This is a genomic window from Microbaculum mangrovi (assembly GCF_051390635.1).
Lineage (GTDB): Bacteria > Pseudomonadota > Alphaproteobacteria > Rhizobiales > Tepidamorphaceae > Microbaculum.
In genome coordinates this window covers 576,907-594,421 of the sequence record NZ_JBPODT010000001.1, presented here as the reverse complement: position 1 = coordinate 594,421, position 17,515 = coordinate 576,907, and the positions used below count along the sequence as shown (strand labels likewise).

Sequence of the window (17,515 nt, the reverse complement as noted above, 5' to 3'; positions counted from 1 at the left end):
GCCTGCCTCAGAACGCCTTGAAGGTGATGATCGTGTAGGTGTCGCGGATGCCTTCGAAGCACTGGACCTTTTCGTTGACGAAATGGCCGATGTCGGTTCCGGCGTCGACATAGAACTTCACCAACAGGTCGTAGTCGCCCGCGGTCGAATAGATTTCCGAGGCGATCTCCGCGTCGGCGATCTGGTTGGCGACCTCGTAGGAACGGCCGAGGTGGCATTTGATCTGGACGAAGAAGGGGATCATTGGCATCTCCGGATGAGTCGGATGGATGTGACCAGAAGCGCGGGCCGGCGGCAAGCCCGCGCGACTATGCCGGGGTGGCCAGGTCGACCAGATCGCGCGTCATCGCGCTGTCGGGATCGGCGAGCGGGGCGATGACGGTGAAGTGGTTGGCGCCGTCGACGGCGTGCCAGGCGGTTTCGACGCCGGCGGCCGCCCATTCCTCGGCGATCACCCGGCTCTGGCGCAGGAACTCGCCGCTTTCCTCGCCGCCGACCCAGGCGTGCAGGCGGCGGCCAGCGGGCGCCGGCCAGAACAGCGGGCTCTGGCGGGCGGCTTCCGCCGCGTCGAGCCGGAGCGCCGCGTTCAGATTCGTGTGGATGAGCGGTTCGAGCTCGAACAGGCCCGAGATCGGCTGGGCGCCGGGCACGGCCGGCCCGCTGGCGCCCCAGTCGGTCGCCAGCAGGGCGGCGGCGAGGTGTCCGCCGGCCGAGTGGCCGGAAACCGCCACGGGCACGCGGAAGCGGTCGAACAGCACGCGGGTCGCCAGCCGCATCTCCTCGACGATGTCGCCGATGCCGACGTCCGGACACAGGGTGTAGCCGGGAACCGCCACGGCGACGCCGTGGGCGACGGCGCCGGCGGCCAAGTGGCTGAAGAAGCTCTTGTCGAGGCCCTGCCAGTAGCCGCCATGGATGAACATCACCAGGCGCTCGACCCGGCTTTCGTCGGCGGGGAAGAACAGGTCGATGCGGTTGCGGGCGGCGGGCCCGTAGGCGAAATCGGCCTCCATCGCCGCGGCCTCGCGGAAGGCCGCCGCGTCGGCCGCCCAGCCCTCGATGATCGCCGGATGCCCGGGGACCCGTGCCCGGTTGTTGTATTCCGCCTCGTAGTCGATCCCGCTCATGCGTATTCCCTGGTGTTGGCCCCTGATGCGAGCCCTGGCCCCTATGTCGGCTCTTGAAAGTGCCCCGTATGTCCGCTACGTGACTAGCACGATCTCATTGGGGTGTCCCTAGGGGACTGAGAGGCGGTTCGCCAACCCATTGAACCTGATCCGGATTATGCCGGCGGAGGGATATGGGATGAAGCCGAACGCAGATCTTTTCTCCTCATTCGTCATTGCCGCGCGGCGCTTTCAGGGACGCCTGTTTCAGGGACGCCTGCTTCAGGGTTGCCTGCTTCAGGGTTGCCTGCTTCGGGGACACCTGCGATGACGGCTTTCTCCATCGATCCGAACGGCATCGTCGGCGCTGTCTCGCGGCTGCGCGCGCGCCGGCCGCGCGTCCATTGCATCACCAACGCGGCGGCGGTGACGCTCACCGCCAACGTGCTGCTCGCCGCCGGCGCCGTTCCCTCGATGACGGTGAACCCGGAAGAGGTGCCCGATTTCGTCGCCGGCGCCGATGCGCTGCTCGTCAACCTGGGTACGCTCGACCCGCAGCGCCAGGCGGCGATCGACGCGGCCGTCGAGGTGGCGACGGAGGCCGGCACGCCATGGGTGCTCGATCCGGTGTTCGTCGAGCGGTCGCCGGTCCGGCTCGCGCTGGCCAGGCGGCTCGCCGCGGCCGAACCGACGGTAATCCGCCTGAACCGGCCCGAGCTCGCCGCCCTTACCGGAACTGGTGCAGACGATATCGCCGGGGACGCTACCGCCGGGGACGAGGCGAGCGCCGATGCCTACGCGCTGTCGTCGCTGTCGACCGTCGCGCGCACGGGCGACGTCGATTACGTCACCGACGGGAGCAGGGCGGTCCGCGTTGCCGGAGGGCATCCGCTGACGACGCTGGTGACCGCCACCGGCTGCGCCACCGGGGCGCTGATGGCCGGGTTCCTCGCCGTGGAACACGATGCCGTCGTCGCGGCGGCCGCCTGCCTCGCCTTGGTCTCCGCCGCCGCCGAGCGGGCCGGCGCCGATGCGGCCGGACCGGGCACCTTCTCACCTTTGTTCATCGACGCGCTGAACCGGCTGACGCCGGAGGACATCGGCGCTTCTACGAGGATTTCATGATACCGCTCGATCTCAGACTCTACGGCCTCGTCGATCCCGCCCGCGCGGCCGGCCGCGATCTCGCCGGCCTGGCCGCCGCCGCGGCCAGGGGCGGCACGACGCTGATCCAGCTTCGCGACAAGACCGGATCGACACGGGATTTCGTGACCGAGGCGCGGGCGATCCACGCCGCCCTGCGCGGCACCGGCGTTCCGCTGCTGATCAACGACCGGGTCGACGTGGCGCTGGCGGCCGAAGCCGAAGGCGTGCATCTGGGCCAGGACGACATGGACGCGCGCGATGCCCGCCGCCAGCTCGGCCCCAATGCGATCATCGGGCTGACGATCAAGAACGCGGCGCATGTCGACGCCGCGCCGATCGGGGCGATCGACTACGTCGCCATCGGCGGCGTGTTCGAGACCGAGAGCAAGGACAATCCCGATCCGCCGGTCGGCATCGACGGGCTCACGGCGCTCGTGGCGCGCGTGCGCGCCCGCAAGGCCGACATGCCGGTGTGCGCCATCGCCGGCATCACCGAAGAGCGCGTTCCCCCGGTGATCGGGGCCGGCGCGGACGGCGTGGCTATCATCTCGGCGATCTTCATGGCCGACGATCCGGAAGCGGCCGCGCGCGCCCTGAGGGCCACGGTCGATACGGCGGTTTCAGCGGGGCAATCCAGATGACGGCGATCGCGGTCACCATCGCGGGCTCGGATTCCGGCGGCGGCGCCGGCATCCAGGCCGATCTCAAGACCTTCTCGGCGCTCGGCGTCTACGGCGCCTCGGTGATCGCGGCGCTGACCGCGCAGAACACCCGCGGGGTGACGGGCATCCACGATGTGCCGCCGGAGTTCGTGCGCGCGCAGATCGACGCGGTGTTCTCCGACCTCGCCGTCGACGCGGTGAAGATCGGCATGCTGAGCCTGCCCGACACGATCCGCGCCGTCGCCGACGGCCTTGCCGCCCACAAAGTCGAGACCATCGTGCTTGATCCGGTGATGGTTGCCCAGAGCGGCGACGTGCTGTTGCGCGAGGAGGCGATCGCCGTCCTGCGCGCGGACCTGATCCCGATGGCGCTCGTCATCACGCCCAACCTGCCCGAGGCGGCCCGGCTCCTCGACTGCGAAGAGGCGGCCACCGAGGATGAGATGCGCGACCAGGGCGAGCGCCTGCTCGGGCTCGGACCGAAGGCCGTGCTGATGAAGGGCGGGCACGGCACCGGCGCGGAGTCGGTCGACCTGCTGGTGACGGGCGAGGGCGTCACGCGCCTGGCCGCGCCGCGGATTGCCACCGAGAACACGCACGGCACGGGCTGCACGCTGTCGTCGGCCATCGCCGCCGGCCTCGCGCGCGGTCTGACGCTGGAACACGCCGTCGAGGGGGCAAAGGCCTATCTCACGGACGCGCTCAAGGCGGCGGACCGGATTTCCATCGGCCACGGCCACGGGCCGGTCCACCACTTCCATGCCGTGTGGGGCGCCAGGACTGGAGTGCAACCATGACGAAACAGACCTTCACGCGCCGCCAGGCGCTCGGCGCCGCGGGCGTGGTCGCGGCCGGGGCGGCCACCGCCGGCGCCGCCGTCACGCTTTCGACACCCGCCCTCTCGCAGGGGCTCGTCAAATGGAAGATGGCGACCTCCTGGCCGGCGAACCTGCCGGGGCCGGGCGTCAGCGCGGCGCGCCTTGCCGAGCGGATCGCGAGCCTGAGCGGCGGGCGACTGACCGTCGACCTCTTCGCCGCGGGCGAGCTGGTGCCGGCCTTCGGCGTGTTCGACGCGGTGTCGCAGGGCGTCGCCGAGATGGGCCACACCGCCGCGTTCTTCTGGCAGGGCAAGGTGCCCGGCGCGGTGTTCTTCACCACCGTGCCGTTCGGCCTGACGCCGCCGGAGCACGTCGCCTGGGTCGACCATGGCGGCGGGCAGGCGCTGTGGGACGAGCTCTACGCGCCGTTTGGGGTTAAGCCGTTCATGGCCGGCAACACCGGGTTCCAGATGGGCGGCTGGTTCAAGCGGCCGGTGAAGACGCTCAACGATCTCGCCGGTCTCAACATCCGGTCGGCCGGCCTCGGGGGCGAGGTGTTCCGGCGACTGAAGATGAACGCGGTGGCGATCCCGCCCGGCGAGATCTTCGGCGCGCTGGAATCGGGCGTCGTCGACGCGGTCGAGTTCCTCGGCCCGTTCTCCGATGTCGCGCTCGGCTTCGACCGGGTCGCGCCGTACTACCTGTGGCCGAGCTTCAACAAGCCGAACGGCACGGGCGAGGCGCTGGTGTCGACGGCGGCGCTCGATAGGCTCGATCCGGACCTGCGCGCGATCGTCGCCACGGCCTGCGCGGCGGAGGCGTCGGCGGGGCTGGCGGAAGCCGACTGGATGAACGGCGCCGCGGTCCGGAAACTGCGCAAGACCGACCACGTCACGTTCACGCGCTGGCCGCCCGTGGTGATCGAGGCGGCGAAGAAGGCGGCCACGGCCGTCGTCGCCGATCTGGCCGCGCAATCGCCGCAGACCGCGAAGATCGCCGAGTCCTATGCGTCGGCTGTGACGCAGCTCGGCGGTTGGTCGGAACTGTCGACCGGGCCGTATCTGACGGGCCGGGTGGCGTAGGGGACACGTCCCGCTCGCCACCCCGCGCCGCGGACTAATGCCAGGGGCGGGGCCCGGAGACCCGCTTTCCTGGGCGGCACGGCGGAAGCGGCACGGCGGAGCCGCTGGCCTGCCCCGTCTCGTCATTGCCGGGCGTGACCCGGCGATCCCGGGCGTATGGCACGAGATGCCCGGGTCGAGCCCGGGCATGACGTGGAGGGGCCGGAGGCCGTCGGTTAGGCGGCAACAACCTTCTGGCGCTGCTGGCCGAGGCCCTCGACGGTGAGAACCATCTCGTCGCCGGCCTTCAGGAAGACCGGCGGCTTCATGCCCATGCCGACGCCGGGCGGGGTGCCGGTGGTGACGATGTCGCCGGGCACCAGCTTCATGAAGCGCGAAATGTAGGCGATCAGCTCGACGACGCCGAAGATCATGGTCTCGGTCGAGCCGGTCTGCATGCGATTGCCGTTGAGGTCGAGGGTCATCGCCAGCGCCTGCGGGTCGGCGATCTCGTCGCCGGTCACCAGCCAGGGGCCGACCGGACCGTAGGTCGGGCCGCTCTTGCCCTTGACCCACTGGCCGGTGCTCTCGAGCTGCCAGAAGCGTTCGGAGACGTCGTTGCAGATGCAGTAGCCGGCGACGTGGTCGAGCGCCTTCTCGGCCGGCACGTTGAAGGCCTCGGTGCCGATGACGAAGGCGAGCTCGACCTCCCAGTCCGACTTGGCCGAATCCTTCAGCAGCACGACGTCGTCGTCGGGGCCGCAGATCGAGGTCGGCGCCTTGTTGAACAGGATCGGTTCCTTGGGGATCGGCATGCCGGATTCGGCGGCATGGTCGGCATAGTTCAGGCCGACGGCGAGGAAGTTGTGGGGCATCGGCACGCAGGAACCGAAGCGCGCGCCGGCGGGCGCGGCGGGCAGCGTCGTCGGGTCGACAGCGCGCAGGCGGTCGAGCCCGGCCGGCGACAGCACGGCGCCGGAAATGTCGTCGACCACCGAAGACAGGTCGCGGATCGAGCCGTCGGCGGCGACGATACCGGGCTTTTCGCTGCCCGAGGGGCCGAAGCGGACGAGTTTCATAGGTGTATTCCTCTTAAGACGTGGTCTTTTGTGAAAATCGGGCCGGATCATCGGTGATCGGCCCGCCCGCCGCAAGCAGCAGGTCGGCGTTCCGGCCCGCTAACGTGCCCTTGCGTCGGAAAATGTGCTTTTCGCTGCCGGTACAGGCGGCGTCAGGACAGAACGCCGATCACCCGTTCGAGCACGGCCGGGTCGTGATGGGCCTGGTAGATCGGCGGCGGCCTGTCGTCGAGACGCAGCAGGGTCGCGACCGCGAGCCTGGCGGAGCGTACCGCGTATTCCATGGTGAAGGCGGCCTCGTCGGGGATCTCGCAGAACTGCCCGATGAAGCCGAAATTCGTCGATCCCTCTGGAACGACCGCCGGCCGGTCGCCATGCGTGCGCGCCATCCAGACGCTGCCGGCGTAGGGCAGGAGGCAGGGAATGCAGGTCGAGGTGCCGACGATCGTCTCGACGTGATCGCCGAAGCCGGCGTGGCGAAGCGTCTCCTCCAGGATCTCCGCGCCGTTGCAGGCCGTCATCGGCTTCTCGACGAAATTGCCGACCCTGTCCGGGTAGAGCGCGTAGCCCCACCAGGCCATGACGTCGGCGGGCTGGTTCAGGAATTCGGGCTGGTGGAAGATCGCCACCGTGATCAGCCAGTTGGAGTCCTTGAACGTCAGCAGGCCGCCGCGCCCGGGCTCGCTGCCGGTCAGCGCCGTCATCAGCTCGAAGAACGTCGCGTCCCTGGTGGTGACCGTGTAGGTGAACCACTTGGTGTCGGGCACGTGCGCGGCGCCGAAGAAGGTCTGCGGCCGGCCGAACTCCGGTCGGCCGAGCGCCAGCCGTTTCCACAGCGCCCAGTAGTTGTCGGCGAGCGCCAGTTCGGGCGGTCGCGACATGGAGCCGACGGCCATGTCGGAGACCTGGGAGCCGTTGGTCACCAGGACCACGTCCTGCTCGCCGATCTCGACCTTCAGATCCTTGCCGTCGTAGCGGTATTCCAGCCAGTTGGCGGTGATCTCGGCCGGCGACGACTTGAACTCGACGTCCGTCACCGTCGCGCCGGTGAGAAAGGTCACGCCCTGCTTCCGCAGCCAGTCGGTGATCGGACCTATGATCGCGTCGTACTGGTTGTACCGCGTCCGCAGGATCGTCTTCATCGTCGACAGTTCCGGCAGGATGTGCAGGAACCGGTACATGAACCGTCTGAACTCGATAGCGCTGTGCTGCGGCAGCGCGTTCATCAGGGTGGTCCAGAGGATCCAGAACTCGGTCTCGAAGAAGTCGTCGGTGAAGAAATCAGAGACCGACTTGCCGTCCAGGAACGGCTCGGGCGTCAGTGCGAGCTTGAGCATGTCGGCCCGGTTGCGGACGCTGAGGCCGAAGCGGTCGGAATGAACGACGGCCCCGTCGCGGTCGACGATGCGCAGGCGGTCGTCGTATCCGTAGCGTTCGTTGAACTCCAGGATCTCGTCCTGGATGGACCGCTGCGGGTCGCTGGCGGAGGGGACGAGGGAGAACAGCTCGAAGGCGCAGCGGTATTCCCGTTCGAAGACGCGGCCGGTCGGCAGCACGTAGCCCGTGTCCGGCCCGCCGGACATCGCCATTGCGCCGCCCAGCGACGGGCCCGCTTCGTAGACGGTGATGTTGTTGGCGAGGCAGCCGCCGTCCTTGATGAGATAGGCGGCCGCGGCGAGCGAGGCGATGCCGCTGCCGACCAGATGCGCCTTCATCGTCGCCCTCCCATCGGTCCGCCGGATGGACGCGGCCATCGCCGCGACGACGGTCGGGAAAGCGCCGCCCGGCGTTATTCAATCGGTTAAACAGTAGCACCGGAGCGACGGTGCGCAAGCGGCGGGACGTGCCGCGATCCCGATGGCGCGGTTCCGATCGGCGGTCGCCGTTTGAATGATAATAAGTATCAATAGCTAGCGCATTGTTTTTGTTGACGTTTTTGAGAATTTCCCTATGTCGGCGGGGGCAGTTCCCGCCGCCAGCCTTCCACCACCGTCCGGAGCCTTCCATGTCCCCGATCTCCATCGGCATACTCGCCATCGGGATGTCCATCGACGCCTTCGTCGCGAGCCTCGGGCAGGGGGCGACGCCGGGCGCGTTGCCGGGCGCCCGGTCCGGCTGGACGCGCGTTCTGCGCACCAGCGCGATCTTCGGCGGCGTGGAAGCGGTCGCGCCGCTGATCGGCTGGGGCCTCGGCCTGGTCGCCCACCGATACATCAGCGCCATCGATCACTGGATCGCGTTCGGCCTGCTCGCCGGCGTGGGCGGGCGGATGGTGTTCCACGCGCTCGCGCGGCCGGCCACTGCGCCAAGCGCTGGGCCAGGCGCCGGGCCGTCCGGCGCCTCGCGGCGGACCGGATGGACCGTGTTCGCCACCGCCGTCGGCACCTCCATCGACGCGATGGCGGTGGGCGTTTCGCTGGCCCTACTGGACGTGCAGATCGTCGTCGTGGTGATCGCCGTCGGCCTGACGACGATGGCGATGACCGCCATCGGCACCTATGCGGGCGGATTCCTCGGCCAGCGCGTCGGCAGAGCCGCCGAGGTCGTCGGCGGCATCGCCCTGGTCGGGCTCGGTGGGATGATCCTGATGGATCATCTCGCGGCCTGAGCGGAGCAAGGCAGGACCTGCGCCGCTACCACGTTCCGTCGAAATAGCCACCGTCGAGCAGGATGTTGCGGCCGGTCATGTAGCCGGCGTGGACCGAGCACAGGAACGCGCAGGTCTGTCCGAACTCGGCGGGATCGCCGAAGCGGCCGGCGGGAATCGTCGCCATGCGCTGGGCGGCGATCTCGTCGACGGACTTGCCCGCCGCGGTGGCGCGCGGGCCGTGGGTTGAGCGCAGCCGGTCGGTGTCGAACATGCCCGGCAGCAGGTTGTTGATGGTGACGCCGCGGTCGGCGACCTTGCGGGCGACGCCGGAGACGAAGGCGGTGAGGCCGGCGCGGGCGCCGCTCGACAGATCGAGGCCGGGAATCGGGGCCAGCACCGAGGACGAGGTGATGTTGACGATGCGCCCGAAGCCGCGCTCGGCCATCGGATCGATCACCTTCTGAATCAGCTCGATCGGCGTGACCATGTTCATGACCGTGCCCTTCAGCATCGCCTCGCGGTCGAGCTCGCGGAAATCCTTCAGGGGCGGGCCGCCATTGTTGTTGACCAGGATGTCGGGATCCGCGCAGGCGGCGAGCAGGGCTGCCTGGGTTTCGGGCAGGCTGACGTCGCCGGCCACCGGGACCACCGTGGCGCCCGTGGCTTGCGCGATTTCGCCGGCGACGCGCTCCAGACGTTCGCGATCGACACCGTTTATGACGACCTCGCATCCCGCTTCCGCCAGCGCCTCGGCGCAGGCGCGTCCGAGTCCCCGGCTCGAGGCGCAGACGATGGCGCGCTTGCCCGCAATACCCAAATCCATGCCGCAATCCTTCCTGTTTTTCGTTCCCGGGGGTTTTCGGCCATGTCGGAACCGGTCGCAAGGGGGTATGCGGGGAGCTGCGGATTTCACGAACTCCGGATTTCCGCTATATTGCGATACGGTGACGCCCCGTCATAATCATGCCAAGTGAATCATATTATTGGTGCGGCAAGCTAGTGGGGCGACGAGAACGGGGCGAGTGTTACCGTGAGCCGGCAGCTCAAGGCCAGGACCTACCGGAGCCTATTCATCTCTGATCTGCACCTGGGAACCAAGGGTTTCCAGGCAGAACTGTTCCTCGACTTCCTCAAGCACCATGACGCCGAGACGATCTATCTGGTCGGCGACATCATCGACTTCTGGCGCCTGAAGCGCACCTGGTACTGGCCGCAGCAGCACAACGACGTCATTCAGAAGCTGCTGCGCAAGGGGCGCAAGGGCACCCGGCTGATCTATGTGCCCGGCAACCACGACGAATTCCTGCGCGAATATATCGGCACCCGTTTCGGCGGCATCGAGGTGATGCGCCGGGCCATCCACACGACCGCCAACGACGAGAAGCTGCTGGTCATCCATGGCGACGAATTCGACGTGGTGGTCCGCTATGCCCGCTGGCTGGCGATGCTCGGCGATGTCGGCTACGCCTTCGCGCTGACCTGCAACACCCACTTCAATTACGTGCGGCGGAAACTCGGCTTCCCGTACTGGTCGCTGTCGGCCTGGCTGAAGCTGAAGGTGAAGAACGCCGTCAACTTCATCGGCGAGTTCGAGCAGGCGCTGGCGGCGGAAGCCGCGAGCATCGACGTCCACGGCGTCGTCTGCGGCCACATCCATCATCCCGCCGACCGCATGATGGACGGCGTGCGCTACCTCAACTGCGGCGACTGGGTGGAAAGCTGCACGGCGCTCGCCGAGCGCGAGGACGGCACCCTGGAGATCATCCACTGGCCGGTCGTCCTCGGCACCATGACCGCCGCCGAGATCGGCACCGAGCAGGCGGCGGCCTGAGGTATGGTCCATGCTGCGGCGTCATCCATGAAACGTCTCGTTCTCGCCACCGATGCCTGGCATCCGCAGGTCAACGGCGTGGTCCGGGTGCTCGATCGGCTGCGCCGGGAAACGCCGGCCTTCGGGCTGGAGATCGCGGTCGTTTCGCCGGAGGGCTTCCCGACCTTGCCGCTGCCGACCTACAGCGAGATCAAGCTGGCGTTGTGCGCGCCCGGCGAGGTCGGCCGCCGGATCGCGGCGGCGGATGCCGACTACGTCCATATTCCCACCGAAGGGCCGATCGGCATGGCGGCGCGGCGCTGGTGCCGGCGCGAGGGCATCGGCTTCACGACGAGCTTCCACACGCGGTTCCCCGAATATCTGGCGCGGCGCCTGCCGGTGTCGCCCGATCTCGCCTATGCGTGGCTGCGCCGCTTCCACAACGCCGGCCGGGCGACGCTGGTCTCCACGCCGCGGCTGGCCGACGAGCTCAAGCGGCGCGGCTTCACCAAGACGGCGATCTGGCCGCGCGCCATCGACACCGACGTCTTCTGCCCCGGCGAGCCGGCGCGGCTCGGGTTCCCCGGACCGATCTTCCTGTATGTCGGCCGTATCGCGGTGGAGAAGACCATCGACAGGTTCCTGGCGCTCGATCTTCCGGGGACCAAGGTGGTTGTCGGCGACGGGCCGCAGCGCGCCGAGCTGGAACGGCGCTACCCGGACGCGAAATTCCTCGGCGTGCATCTCGGCGAGGACCTGGTGAAGCTCTACCGGGCCGCCGACGTGTTCGTGTTCCCGAGCCGCACCGATACGCTCGGCCTCGTCTCCATCGAGGCGATGGGGTGCGGCGTGCCGGTCGCCGCCTTCCCGGTTCTGGGGCCGATCGACGTGATCGGCGAGTCCGGGGCCGGGGTCCTGGACGAGGATCTCAGGGCCGCCGCCCTTGCCGCGCTCGACATCCCGCGCGAGGCCTGCCGCGCCCGCGCGCTCGACTTCAACTGGAGTAAGAGCGCGGCGGCCTTCGTCGACCGGATCGAGGCCGCCAACGGATCGCTGGCCGAGGCTTGTTGAGGGGGCTTGCTGAGGCGGCCCACCGAGGCGGCTTGCCGAGAGGGCTACAGGGGCGGCTTGCCGCCCGAGCGCGTTGGTGTAGGCTCCCGGTCGGGGCCTGCACGGAGCCATCGGCCATGAACCCGGGCATCACATCGATACCGTCCTTCGACGATCTCCAGACCGCCGCCGAGCGGCTTGCGGGCGTTGCCATCAAGACGCCGCTGATCCGCTCGCCGGTGCTCGACGCACTGACCGGCGGAACGGTGCTGCTGAAGCCGGAAACGCTGCAGCGGACGGGATCGTTCAAGTTCCGCGGCGCCTATAACGCCATTGCCGGCCTCGACAGCGCGCAGCGCGAGCAGGGCATCGTCACGTGCTCGTCGGGCAACCACGCGCAGGGCGTCGCCGCCGCGGCCGCCCTGTTCGGGGTGCCGGCGACGATCATCATGCCGGAGGACGCGCCGCGCCTGAAACGCGAGCGCACCGAGTCCTACGGCGCGCGCGTCGTGCCCTACGACCGGGCGACGGGCGACCGCGACGCGATCGCCGCCGACGTCGTGGCGGAGACCGGCGGCGTGTTCGTCGCGCCCTATGACGACGCCGGCGTGATCTGCGGGCAGGGGACCACCGGCATCGAGATCGTCGGCCAGGCCGGCGAGATGGGCTTCGAGCCGGACACCGTCCTTGTCCCCTGCGGCGGCGGCGGCCTGACGGCGGGCGTGTCGCTGGCGGTGAAGAGCCTGTCGCCGTCGACGTCCGTGATCACCGTGGAGCCGGAAGGGTTCGACGACCACGCCCGCTCGTTCCGGTCGGGCCATCGCGAACGCAACCCGGAGAAATCCGGCTCGATCTGCGATTCGCTGCTCGCCAACCAGCCCGGCGCGCTGACCTTCGAGGTCAACCGGTCGCGCGTTGCCGGCGGCCTCGCGGTCAGCGACGACGAGGCGCTGGCGGCGGTGGCCTTCGCCTGGCGCGAACTGAAGCTGGTGGTGGAGCCGGGCGGCGCGGTGGCGCTCGCCGCCGTCCTGTCGGGCAAGGTCGAGACGAAGGGCAGGACGATCGCGGTCGTGCTGTCCGGCGGCAACGCCGATCCGACCGTGTTCGCCCGCGCCGTCGGCGTCTCGTGAGCATCCGGCCGGCGGGCCCCGGGCCCTAGCTGAAGAGGATCATCTTCTGATCGAAGGTCAGTCCGGTCAGATCGGCCGGCGGGTCGGTGCGCCCGTGCGCCTTCGGGCCGGGCTGAGCGGGTATCGTCTGGACGTTGCCGACGCCCGTCCCAGGTGACGCGCCGTGTCCGCCTTCGGCCGGTTCCGACAAAGCGGGGTCTTCCGCGATGGGGGCCGCGGGCCCCTCCGGGGCGCCGGGTACTTCCAGGGCGGCGGGTACTTCCGGGGCGGCGGGCCCCTCCGGGGCGGGGGCCTCCAGGTCGGCATGTTCGCCGTGGTCCGTGCTGCCTGCCGGCGCGGCCGGATCGGCGTCGTCGAACGCCAGGTCGCCGGCTTGAGCGGCCATGGTGCCGCCAGGACGTTCGGGCGGCGGCTGCGCGGGCTCGTCCAGGCCGTCGTCGGCGTGCCATTCGACCTCGGTCACATCGACGATCTCGATATCCTCGACGTCTTCCAGGAAGCGGCCGACGGCCGGGTCCTCGGCGAAGATGTCGGGCGTGTCCGGCTCCGCCTGCGGTTCGGCTTGCAGGGAGACCGTATCGAGGAGGCCGGCGATCCCGATGTCGAGCTGGCGCAGGGCGCGGCCCATCGTGTCCATGCCCTTGAACGCGACGGTGACGTCCCGGCAAGCGGCCTGGATATCGACCGCGTGGCGGTCGATCATGTCGCAAAGCTCGGCGGAAACCTGCCTTTCGCGAAGGCTCCAGACGGTCTCCTGGATGCGCTCGGCGGCCTCGTGCGCCTGAAGGGCAGCCGACTTGCCGCATTCGGACTCGCTCACGAAGTCGACGCCGTCGGCGCTGCGGCGCAGCGCGCCGTCTTCGTTGTAGCGAGGCACCGCCGCGATCTCGACGCGGGCGCGGCCGACGATGTCCCTGAGGCCTTCGAGCTCCCGCGCAATCGCGTCCAGCTCTGGCGCGGGCGCTTGTGCCGCCGGACGGGCGATCGATTTTTCCAGGCGTTGCAGCGCGGAGAGCAGCGCGCGGGTGTCGGCGGTGCGGTTGCGGCGGGCATATTCGTCGAGGAACCAGCGACCGCGCGCGGTTTCCGTCACCGCGGCGAGAATTGCCTCGTAGTCCGGATCCAGGACGTGGGCTATTTCCCGTCCCGCGCCCGATCTGGTGGCCGGCACGGACGGCTTGTCCGGCACGTCCGGCTTGTCATCGGATGTCGTCATGGATGGCTGCCCGCGGTGTCGTTGTCATGGACCGGAAGCGCTTCATCTGGAGCCTGTCGCTCTACTGCACGACCCTGATTCTGATACTCGGCCTGTAACGTCCCTATCGACCGCCGTGGATCGAATCTCGCGGCCTTTCCGCCACGCAGACTAGCGTGATTCTCGCGATTTCCATGGTCGTTCGTCTCGGAGCGATGCCGGTGACGACGTTGCCAGCCAGCGCGGATCGCCTTTCCGGCGCTCGGCTTTGGGCCTCGCGCATTCGGGACTTGAAACGCAATGCGTTTCATCCACTAGCGCGGATCGCCTTTCCGGCGCTCGGCTTTGGGCCTCGCGCGTTCGGGACTTGAAACGCAATGCGTTTCATCCGCTAGCGCGGATCGCCTTTCCGGCGCTCGGCTTTGGGCCTCGCGCGTTCGGGACTTGAAACGCGATGCGTTTCATCCGCTAGCGACGGATCGCCTTTCCGGCGCTCGGCTTTGGGCCTCGCGCGCTCGGGACTTGAAACGCAATGCGTTTCATCCGCTAGCGCGGATCGTCCCTCACCCCCACAGCCCCGGTTCGGGGGGGAAGACCAGGCTGTCCTCGTAGCGCAGGCCGGGCTGGCGGTCGCGGGCGAGCAGGAGCGGGCCGTCGAGATCGACCCATTCGGCGCCCTGGGCGACGAGCATCGCCGGGGCCATGGCAAGCGAGGTCGCCAGCATACACCCAACCATGACCTTCATGCCCGCCTGGCGGGCGGCATTCGACAGGGCGAGCGCCTCCGTCAGGCCGCCGGTCTTGTCGAGCTTGATGTTGATCGCATCATAGCGCGTCGACAGTCCGGTAAGGCTGGCGCGGTCATGAATGCTTTCGTCGGCGCAGACCGTAATCGGCCGGTCGATATCGGCCAGGACCTCGTCCGCATCGGCGGGAAGCGGCTGTTCGACCAACTCGACGCGGGCGTCGGCGCAGGCCGCCAGCAGCGACTCGATATCGGCCGGAGACCAGCCCTCGTTGGCGTCGACGATCAGGCGCGAGTCCGGCGCCCCCTCGCGCACGGCAGCGATCCGTTCGGCATCGCCGTCGCCACCCAGCTTGACCTTCAGAAGCTCGCGGTGGGCGGCCTTCCGCGCGGCCTCGCGCATCGAGTCCGGCGTTCCGAGGCTCAGCGTATAGGCGGTCACCAGCGGTTTCGGCTCTGTAAGGCCCGCGAGTTCGCGAACGCTCTTGCCCTTTTCCTTGGCTTCCAGGTCCCAGAGGGCGCAATCGAGCGCGTTGCGCGCCGCCCCGGCCGGCAGGATTTCCGCCAGTTCCTCGCGGCTCAGACCGTGGGCGACCGTGTGGGCGAGGCCGGCGATCTCGTCACGGATGCCCTCGACGGTTTCGCCGTAGCGGGCATAGGGAAGGCATTCGCCGCGGCCGAGATGGGCGCCCGTCCGTATCTCGGCGACCACGACGGTCGCCTCGGTCTTGGTGCCGCGGGAAATCGTGAAGCCGCCGGCGATCGGCCAGGATTCGACTGAGACCGTGAGATCGCCCTTCATTGCGCGTGGAACTCCCTGATCATGCGTTCGACGATGCCCTCGACGCCGAATCGCACGGGATCGGTCGTGGGAACGCCGTGTTCGATCGCGATCTCCTTGCACAGGGCCTTGGCCTCGGCCTCGTCGAGCTTCTCGGTGTTGACCGCGATGCCGACGCAGATGATCGCGGGGTTGGTCAGCTTGCCGCAATAGACGGTGGCGTCGATGACCTCGCGGATCATCGGGATCGGGTGCTGGACGTTGCGCATCTGGGTGCGGGTCGGCTCGTGGCAGACGACGAAGGCATCCGGCTGGGCGCCATGCAGCAGGCCGAGGCTGACACCGGCGAAAGAGGGGTGGAACAGCGAGCCCTGGCCCTCGACGACGTCCCAGTGATCGGGCTCGTTGGCGGGCGTCAGCCATTCGGCGGCGCCGGAGATGAAGTCGGCCACCACCGCGTCGACGGAAACGCCGCGACCCGAGATGAAGATGCCGGTCTGGCCGGTGGCGCGGAAGTCGGCGTTGAGGCCGCGACCGCGCATGCCCTTCTCGAGCGCCAGCGCGGCGTATTTCTTGCCGACCGAGCAGTCGGTTCCAACCGTCAGGAGCCGCAGCCCCTGGCGTTTGGTGCCCTTGCCCGTGGCGAAACGCTGGGAGCTGTGGCGCACGTCGAAGAGCTGGCGGCCGTTGCGCGCGGCCGCTTCGGCGATGGCCTCGACCTCGCCGAGCCGCATGTGCAGGCCGCTGGCCACGTCCATGCCGGCATCGAGCGCGGCGACGATCGTCTCGACCCAGTGGTCGGGAAGGACGCCGCCGGGGTTGACGACGCCGACGATCATGGTCTTCGCGCCGGCTTCGACGGCGCCCTGGATGTCGGTCTCCGGCAGCTCCGCATCCGCGTTGCAGCCGGGCAGGCGCAATTGGCCGACGCACCAGTCGCGGCGCCAGTCGACGATGCCATAGGCGGTTTTGGCGGCCAGATCGTCGTGGACGTCGCCGAGGAACAGCAGGTAGGGACGCGCGATTTCCATGCTATCTAGATCCTGAAGGGTGAAGAGTCGTTTCGCTTACGGGGATCGCTGCCGGGGGGTTGCTGCCAAGGTCAGCGGCCATCAAGATGCGCCGTATTATGGAAGGCCAGCGGGCTGACGCAAGCGTCCGCTCGCAGAGGGTGGGCAATCTGACGATATGGACCAGCGTCCGGCGATAATCGTTACGGGTTCCGGCGATTCGCTCGTTTTTTCCGCGGCGGGGAACTGGACCGTCGTCGAGTCGGAGAGGCTCGACGGTGAGATCAGCCAGGCGGCGAAACTGCCCGCCGGCGTGCGCCGGGTTTCGATCGACCTGTCCGGAATCGACCGGTTCGACACCGCCGGCGCGTGGCTTATCCACCGCACCGCCCGCAGCCTGATGGGCGCCGGCATCGAGGTCGCCTACACCGGCGTCGGGCCGGCGCGCGAGATCCTGATCGGGGAGGTGGAGAAGGCCGAGCACAAGCCGGTGCCGCCACGCGAACGGTCGCCGATGGTGCTGCAGCTGGTCCGCGACACCGGCGAGGCGGTGATCGAATCGGGGCGCGATCTCACCCGGCTGACGGAGCTGCTCGGCGCCTCCATGGTGATCATGCTGGGTTTCCTGGTCCGCCCCTGGCGGTTCCGGCTGACCTCGATCACCTATCATCTGGAATACATGTGCGTGCGCGCGGTGCCGATCATCGCGCTGATCTCGTTCCTGATCGGCGGCATCATCGAACAGCAGGGCGCCTATCAGCTGCGCCAGTTCGGCGCCGAGATCCTGTCGATCGATCTGGCCGGTATCCTGGTGTTGCGCGAGATCGGCCTGCTGCTCACCGCGATCATGGTGGCGGGCCGGTCGGGCAGCGCGATCACGGCCGAAATAGGCTCCATGAAGATGCGCGAGGAAATCGACGCACTGAAAACGCTGGCCCTCGATCCCGTCGAGGTGCTGATCGTGCCGCGCCTGATCGCGCTGGTGATGGCGCTGCCGCTCCTGACCTTCGTCGCCGACATCTCGGCGCTGACGGGGGCGGGGCTGGTCGCCTGGATCTATATCGACATGCCGCCGGCCAGCTTCATCCCGTACCTGCGCAGCGCGGTGGAGATAAACACCTTCATGGTCGGCCTGATCAAGGCGCCGTTCATGGCGCTGGTGATCGGCATGATCGCCTGCCTGGAGGGCCTGCAGGTGAAGGGCAGCGCCGAATCACTGGGTCGCCAGACGACCGCTTCGGTGGTGAAGGCGATCTTCATGGTCATCGTGCTCGATGGCATGTTCGCCATGTTCTTCGCGGCGATCGACTACTGATGGCCGAGGTGGGACAA

General features: G+C 68.6%; 17 protein-coding genes and 1 riboswitch. Of the genes, 9 read left to right on the top strand and 8 right to left on the bottom strand.

Annotated features, from left to right (window positions below; all coding sequences use genetic code 11):
- Positions 1-7: 7 nt before the first annotated feature.
- Both ACSF9G_RS02825 and ACSF9G_RS02820 read right to left on the bottom strand, forming a co-directional pair.
- A complete protein-coding gene (locus tag ACSF9G_RS02825) occupies positions 8-244 on the bottom strand; it encodes an Lrp/AsnC ligand binding domain-containing protein (protein WP_261618480.1) in 237 nt (78 codons plus the stop codon).
- Between the two features lie 64 nt (positions 245-308).
- Positions 309-1,127, bottom strand: a complete 819-nt coding sequence (locus ACSF9G_RS02820; protein WP_436638086.1) for an alpha/beta hydrolase — start codon at positions 1,125-1,127, stop codon at positions 309-311.
- Positions 1,128-1,215: 88 nt separating this feature from the next.
- A riboswitch (TPP riboswitch) is annotated at positions 1,216-1,317 on the top strand.
- Between the two features lie 116 nt (positions 1,318-1,433).
- On the opposite strand from ACSF9G_RS02820, the gene thiM reads away from it, so the two are divergent.
- The 4 genes from thiM to ACSF9G_RS02800 are packed head-to-tail and all read left to right on the top strand — an operon-like array spanning position 1,434 to position 4,814.
- The gene (gene thiM, locus ACSF9G_RS02815) at positions 1,434-2,231 is read left to right on the top strand and encodes a hydroxyethylthiazole kinase (protein ID WP_436638084.1); all 798 of its coding nucleotides are present in this window, start codon (positions 1,434-1,436) and stop codon (positions 2,229-2,231) included.
- A complete protein-coding gene (thiE, locus tag ACSF9G_RS02810) occupies positions 2,228-2,893 on the top strand; it encodes a thiamine phosphate synthase (protein WP_436638082.1) in 666 nt (221 codons plus the stop codon). Before thiM ends, thiE begins: the two co-directional genes overlap by 4 nt.
- Positions 2,890-3,711 (top strand): bifunctional hydroxymethylpyrimidine kinase/phosphomethylpyrimidine kinase, encoded by an 822-nt coding sequence (gene thiD, locus ACSF9G_RS02805; protein WP_436638080.1) that lies wholly within the window; start codon positions 2,890-2,892, stop codon positions 3,709-3,711. The genes thiE and thiD overlap by 4 nt, the downstream gene beginning before the upstream one ends.
- A complete protein-coding gene (locus ACSF9G_RS02800) occupies positions 3,708-4,814 on the top strand; it encodes a TRAP transporter substrate-binding protein (protein WP_436638078.1) in 1,107 nt (368 codons plus the stop codon). Before thiD ends, ACSF9G_RS02800 begins: the two co-directional genes overlap by 4 nt.
- A 215-nt stretch (positions 4,815-5,029) precedes the next feature.
- Here ACSF9G_RS02800 and ACSF9G_RS02795 read toward each other — a convergent pair whose 3' ends face one another.
- Complete coding sequence (locus ACSF9G_RS02795; protein WP_436638076.1) at positions 5,030-5,872, bottom strand: fumarylacetoacetate hydrolase family protein; 843 nt, start codon at positions 5,870-5,872, stop codon at positions 5,030-5,032.
- 152 nt (positions 5,873-6,024) lie between these two features.
- Complete coding sequence (locus ACSF9G_RS02790) at positions 6,025-7,587, bottom strand: oleate hydratase (RefSeq protein ID WP_436638074.1); 1,563 nt, start codon at positions 7,585-7,587, stop codon at positions 6,025-6,027.
- A gap of 290 nt (positions 7,588-7,877) precedes the next feature.
- Between ACSF9G_RS02790 and ACSF9G_RS02785 the strand changes: the two genes are divergently transcribed.
- Complete coding sequence (locus ACSF9G_RS02785; RefSeq protein WP_436638072.1) at positions 7,878-8,480, top strand: manganese efflux pump MntP; 603 nt, start codon at positions 7,878-7,880, stop codon at positions 8,478-8,480.
- Between the two features lie 25 nt (positions 8,481-8,505).
- On the opposite strand, the gene ACSF9G_RS02780 is transcribed toward ACSF9G_RS02785, so the two are convergent.
- Positions 8,506-9,285 (bottom strand): SDR family oxidoreductase, encoded by a 780-nt coding sequence (locus ACSF9G_RS02780; RefSeq protein WP_436638070.1) that lies wholly within the window; start codon positions 9,283-9,285, stop codon positions 8,506-8,508.
- 207 nt (positions 9,286-9,492) lie between these two features.
- Here ACSF9G_RS02780 and ACSF9G_RS02775 point away from each other — a divergent pair, with 207 nt between their 5' ends.
- The 3 genes from ACSF9G_RS02775 (at position 9,493) to ACSF9G_RS02765 (ending at position 12,452) form a co-directional block, all read left to right on the top strand.
- The gene (locus tag ACSF9G_RS02775) at positions 9,493-10,293 is read left to right on the top strand and encodes a UDP-2,3-diacylglucosamine diphosphatase (protein ID WP_436638068.1); all 801 of its coding nucleotides are present in this window, start codon (positions 9,493-9,495) and stop codon (positions 10,291-10,293) included.
- Between the two features lie 27 nt (positions 10,294-10,320).
- Complete coding sequence (locus ACSF9G_RS02770) at positions 10,321-11,343, top strand: glycosyltransferase family 4 protein (protein ID WP_436638066.1); 1,023 nt, start codon at positions 10,321-10,323, stop codon at positions 11,341-11,343.
- Between the two features lie 116 nt (positions 11,344-11,459).
- Entirely contained in the window at positions 11,460-12,452 is a 993-nt protein-coding gene (locus ACSF9G_RS02765; protein WP_436638064.1) for a threonine ammonia-lyase, read from the top strand.
- A gap of 25 nt (positions 12,453-12,477) precedes the next feature.
- On the opposite strand, the gene ACSF9G_RS02760 is transcribed toward ACSF9G_RS02765, so the two are convergent.
- From ACSF9G_RS02760 to dgcN, 3 genes are all read right to left on the bottom strand, one after another.
- On the bottom strand, positions 12,478-13,668 hold the full coding sequence (locus ACSF9G_RS02760) for a hypothetical protein (protein ID WP_436638062.1): 1,191 nt from the start codon (positions 13,666-13,668) through the stop codon (positions 12,478-12,480).
- Positions 13,669-14,210: 542 nt separating this feature from the next.
- The gene (gene dgcA, locus ACSF9G_RS02755; RefSeq protein WP_436638060.1) at positions 14,211-15,194 is read right to left on the bottom strand and encodes an N-acetyl-D-Glu racemase DgcA; all 984 of its coding nucleotides are present in this window, start codon (positions 15,192-15,194) and stop codon (positions 14,211-14,213) included.
- Positions 15,191-16,204 (bottom strand): N-acetyltransferase DgcN, encoded by a 1,014-nt coding sequence (gene dgcN / locus ACSF9G_RS02750; RefSeq protein ID WP_436638058.1) that lies wholly within the window; start codon positions 16,202-16,204, stop codon positions 15,191-15,193. The genes dgcA and dgcN overlap by 4 nt, the downstream gene beginning before the upstream one ends.
- A gap of 157 nt (positions 16,205-16,361) precedes the next feature.
- Here dgcN and ACSF9G_RS02745 point away from each other — a divergent pair, with 157 nt between their 5' ends.
- Positions 16,362-17,498, top strand: coding sequence for an ABC transporter permease (locus ACSF9G_RS02745; RefSeq protein WP_436638056.1), 1,137 nt, complete (start codon positions 16,362-16,364; stop codon positions 17,496-17,498).
- The last annotated feature ends 17 nt before the right edge of the window (positions 17,499-17,515 follow it).

What these genes read in the sequence shown, in the direction of transcription:
- thiD (WP_436638080.1), top strand. Translation starts at nt 2,890, where the DNA reads ATGACGGCGATCGCGGTCACCATCGCGGGCTCGGATTCCGGCGGCGGC.
- ACSF9G_RS02790 (WP_436638074.1), bottom strand. Translation starts at nt 7,587, where the DNA reads ATGAAGGCGCATCTGGTCGGCAGCGGCATCGCCTCGCTCGCCGCGGCC.
- ACSF9G_RS02780 (WP_436638070.1), bottom strand. Translation starts at nt 9,285, where the DNA reads ATGGATTTGGGTATTGCGGGCAAGCGCGCCATCGTCTGCGCCTCGAGC.
- ACSF9G_RS02785 (WP_436638072.1), top strand. Translation starts at nt 7,878, where the DNA reads ATGTCCCCGATCTCCATCGGCATACTCGCCATCGGGATGTCCATCGAC.
- ACSF9G_RS02765 (WP_436638064.1), top strand. Translation starts at nt 11,460, where the DNA reads ATGAACCCGGGCATCACATCGATACCGTCCTTCGACGATCTCCAGACC.
- ACSF9G_RS02800 (WP_436638078.1), top strand. Translation starts at nt 3,708, where the DNA reads ATGACGAAACAGACCTTCACGCGCCGCCAGGCGCTCGGCGCCGCGGGC.
- thiE (WP_436638082.1), top strand. Translation starts at nt 2,228, where the DNA reads ATGATACCGCTCGATCTCAGACTCTACGGCCTCGTCGATCCCGCCCGC.
- ACSF9G_RS02745 (WP_436638056.1), top strand. Translation starts at nt 16,362, where the DNA reads ATGGACCAGCGTCCGGCGATAATCGTTACGGGTTCCGGCGATTCGCTC.
- ACSF9G_RS02820 (WP_436638086.1), bottom strand. Translation starts at nt 1,127, where the DNA reads ATGAGCGGGATCGACTACGAGGCGGAATACAACAACCGGGCACGGGTC.
- dgcN (WP_436638058.1), bottom strand. Translation starts at nt 16,204, where the DNA reads ATGGAAATCGCGCGTCCCTACCTGCTGTTCCTCGGCGACGTCCACGAC.
- dgcA (WP_436638060.1), bottom strand. Translation starts at nt 15,194, where the DNA reads ATGAAGGGCGATCTCACGGTCTCAGTCGAATCCTGGCCGATCGCCGGC.
- ACSF9G_RS02770 (WP_436638066.1), top strand. Translation starts at nt 10,321, where the DNA reads ATGAAACGTCTCGTTCTCGCCACCGATGCCTGGCATCCGCAGGTCAAC.
- ACSF9G_RS02795 (WP_436638076.1), bottom strand. Translation starts at nt 5,872, where the DNA reads ATGAAACTCGTCCGCTTCGGCCCCTCGGGCAGCGAAAAGCCCGGTATC.
- ACSF9G_RS02825 (WP_261618480.1), bottom strand. Translation starts at nt 244, where the DNA reads ATGATCCCCTTCTTCGTCCAGATCAAATGCCACCTCGGCCGTTCCTAC.
- thiM (WP_436638084.1), top strand. Translation starts at nt 1,434, where the DNA reads ATGACGGCTTTCTCCATCGATCCGAACGGCATCGTCGGCGCTGTCTCG.
- ACSF9G_RS02760 (WP_436638062.1), bottom strand. Translation starts at nt 13,668, where the DNA reads ATGACGACATCCGATGACAAGCCGGACGTGCCGGACAAGCCGTCCGTG.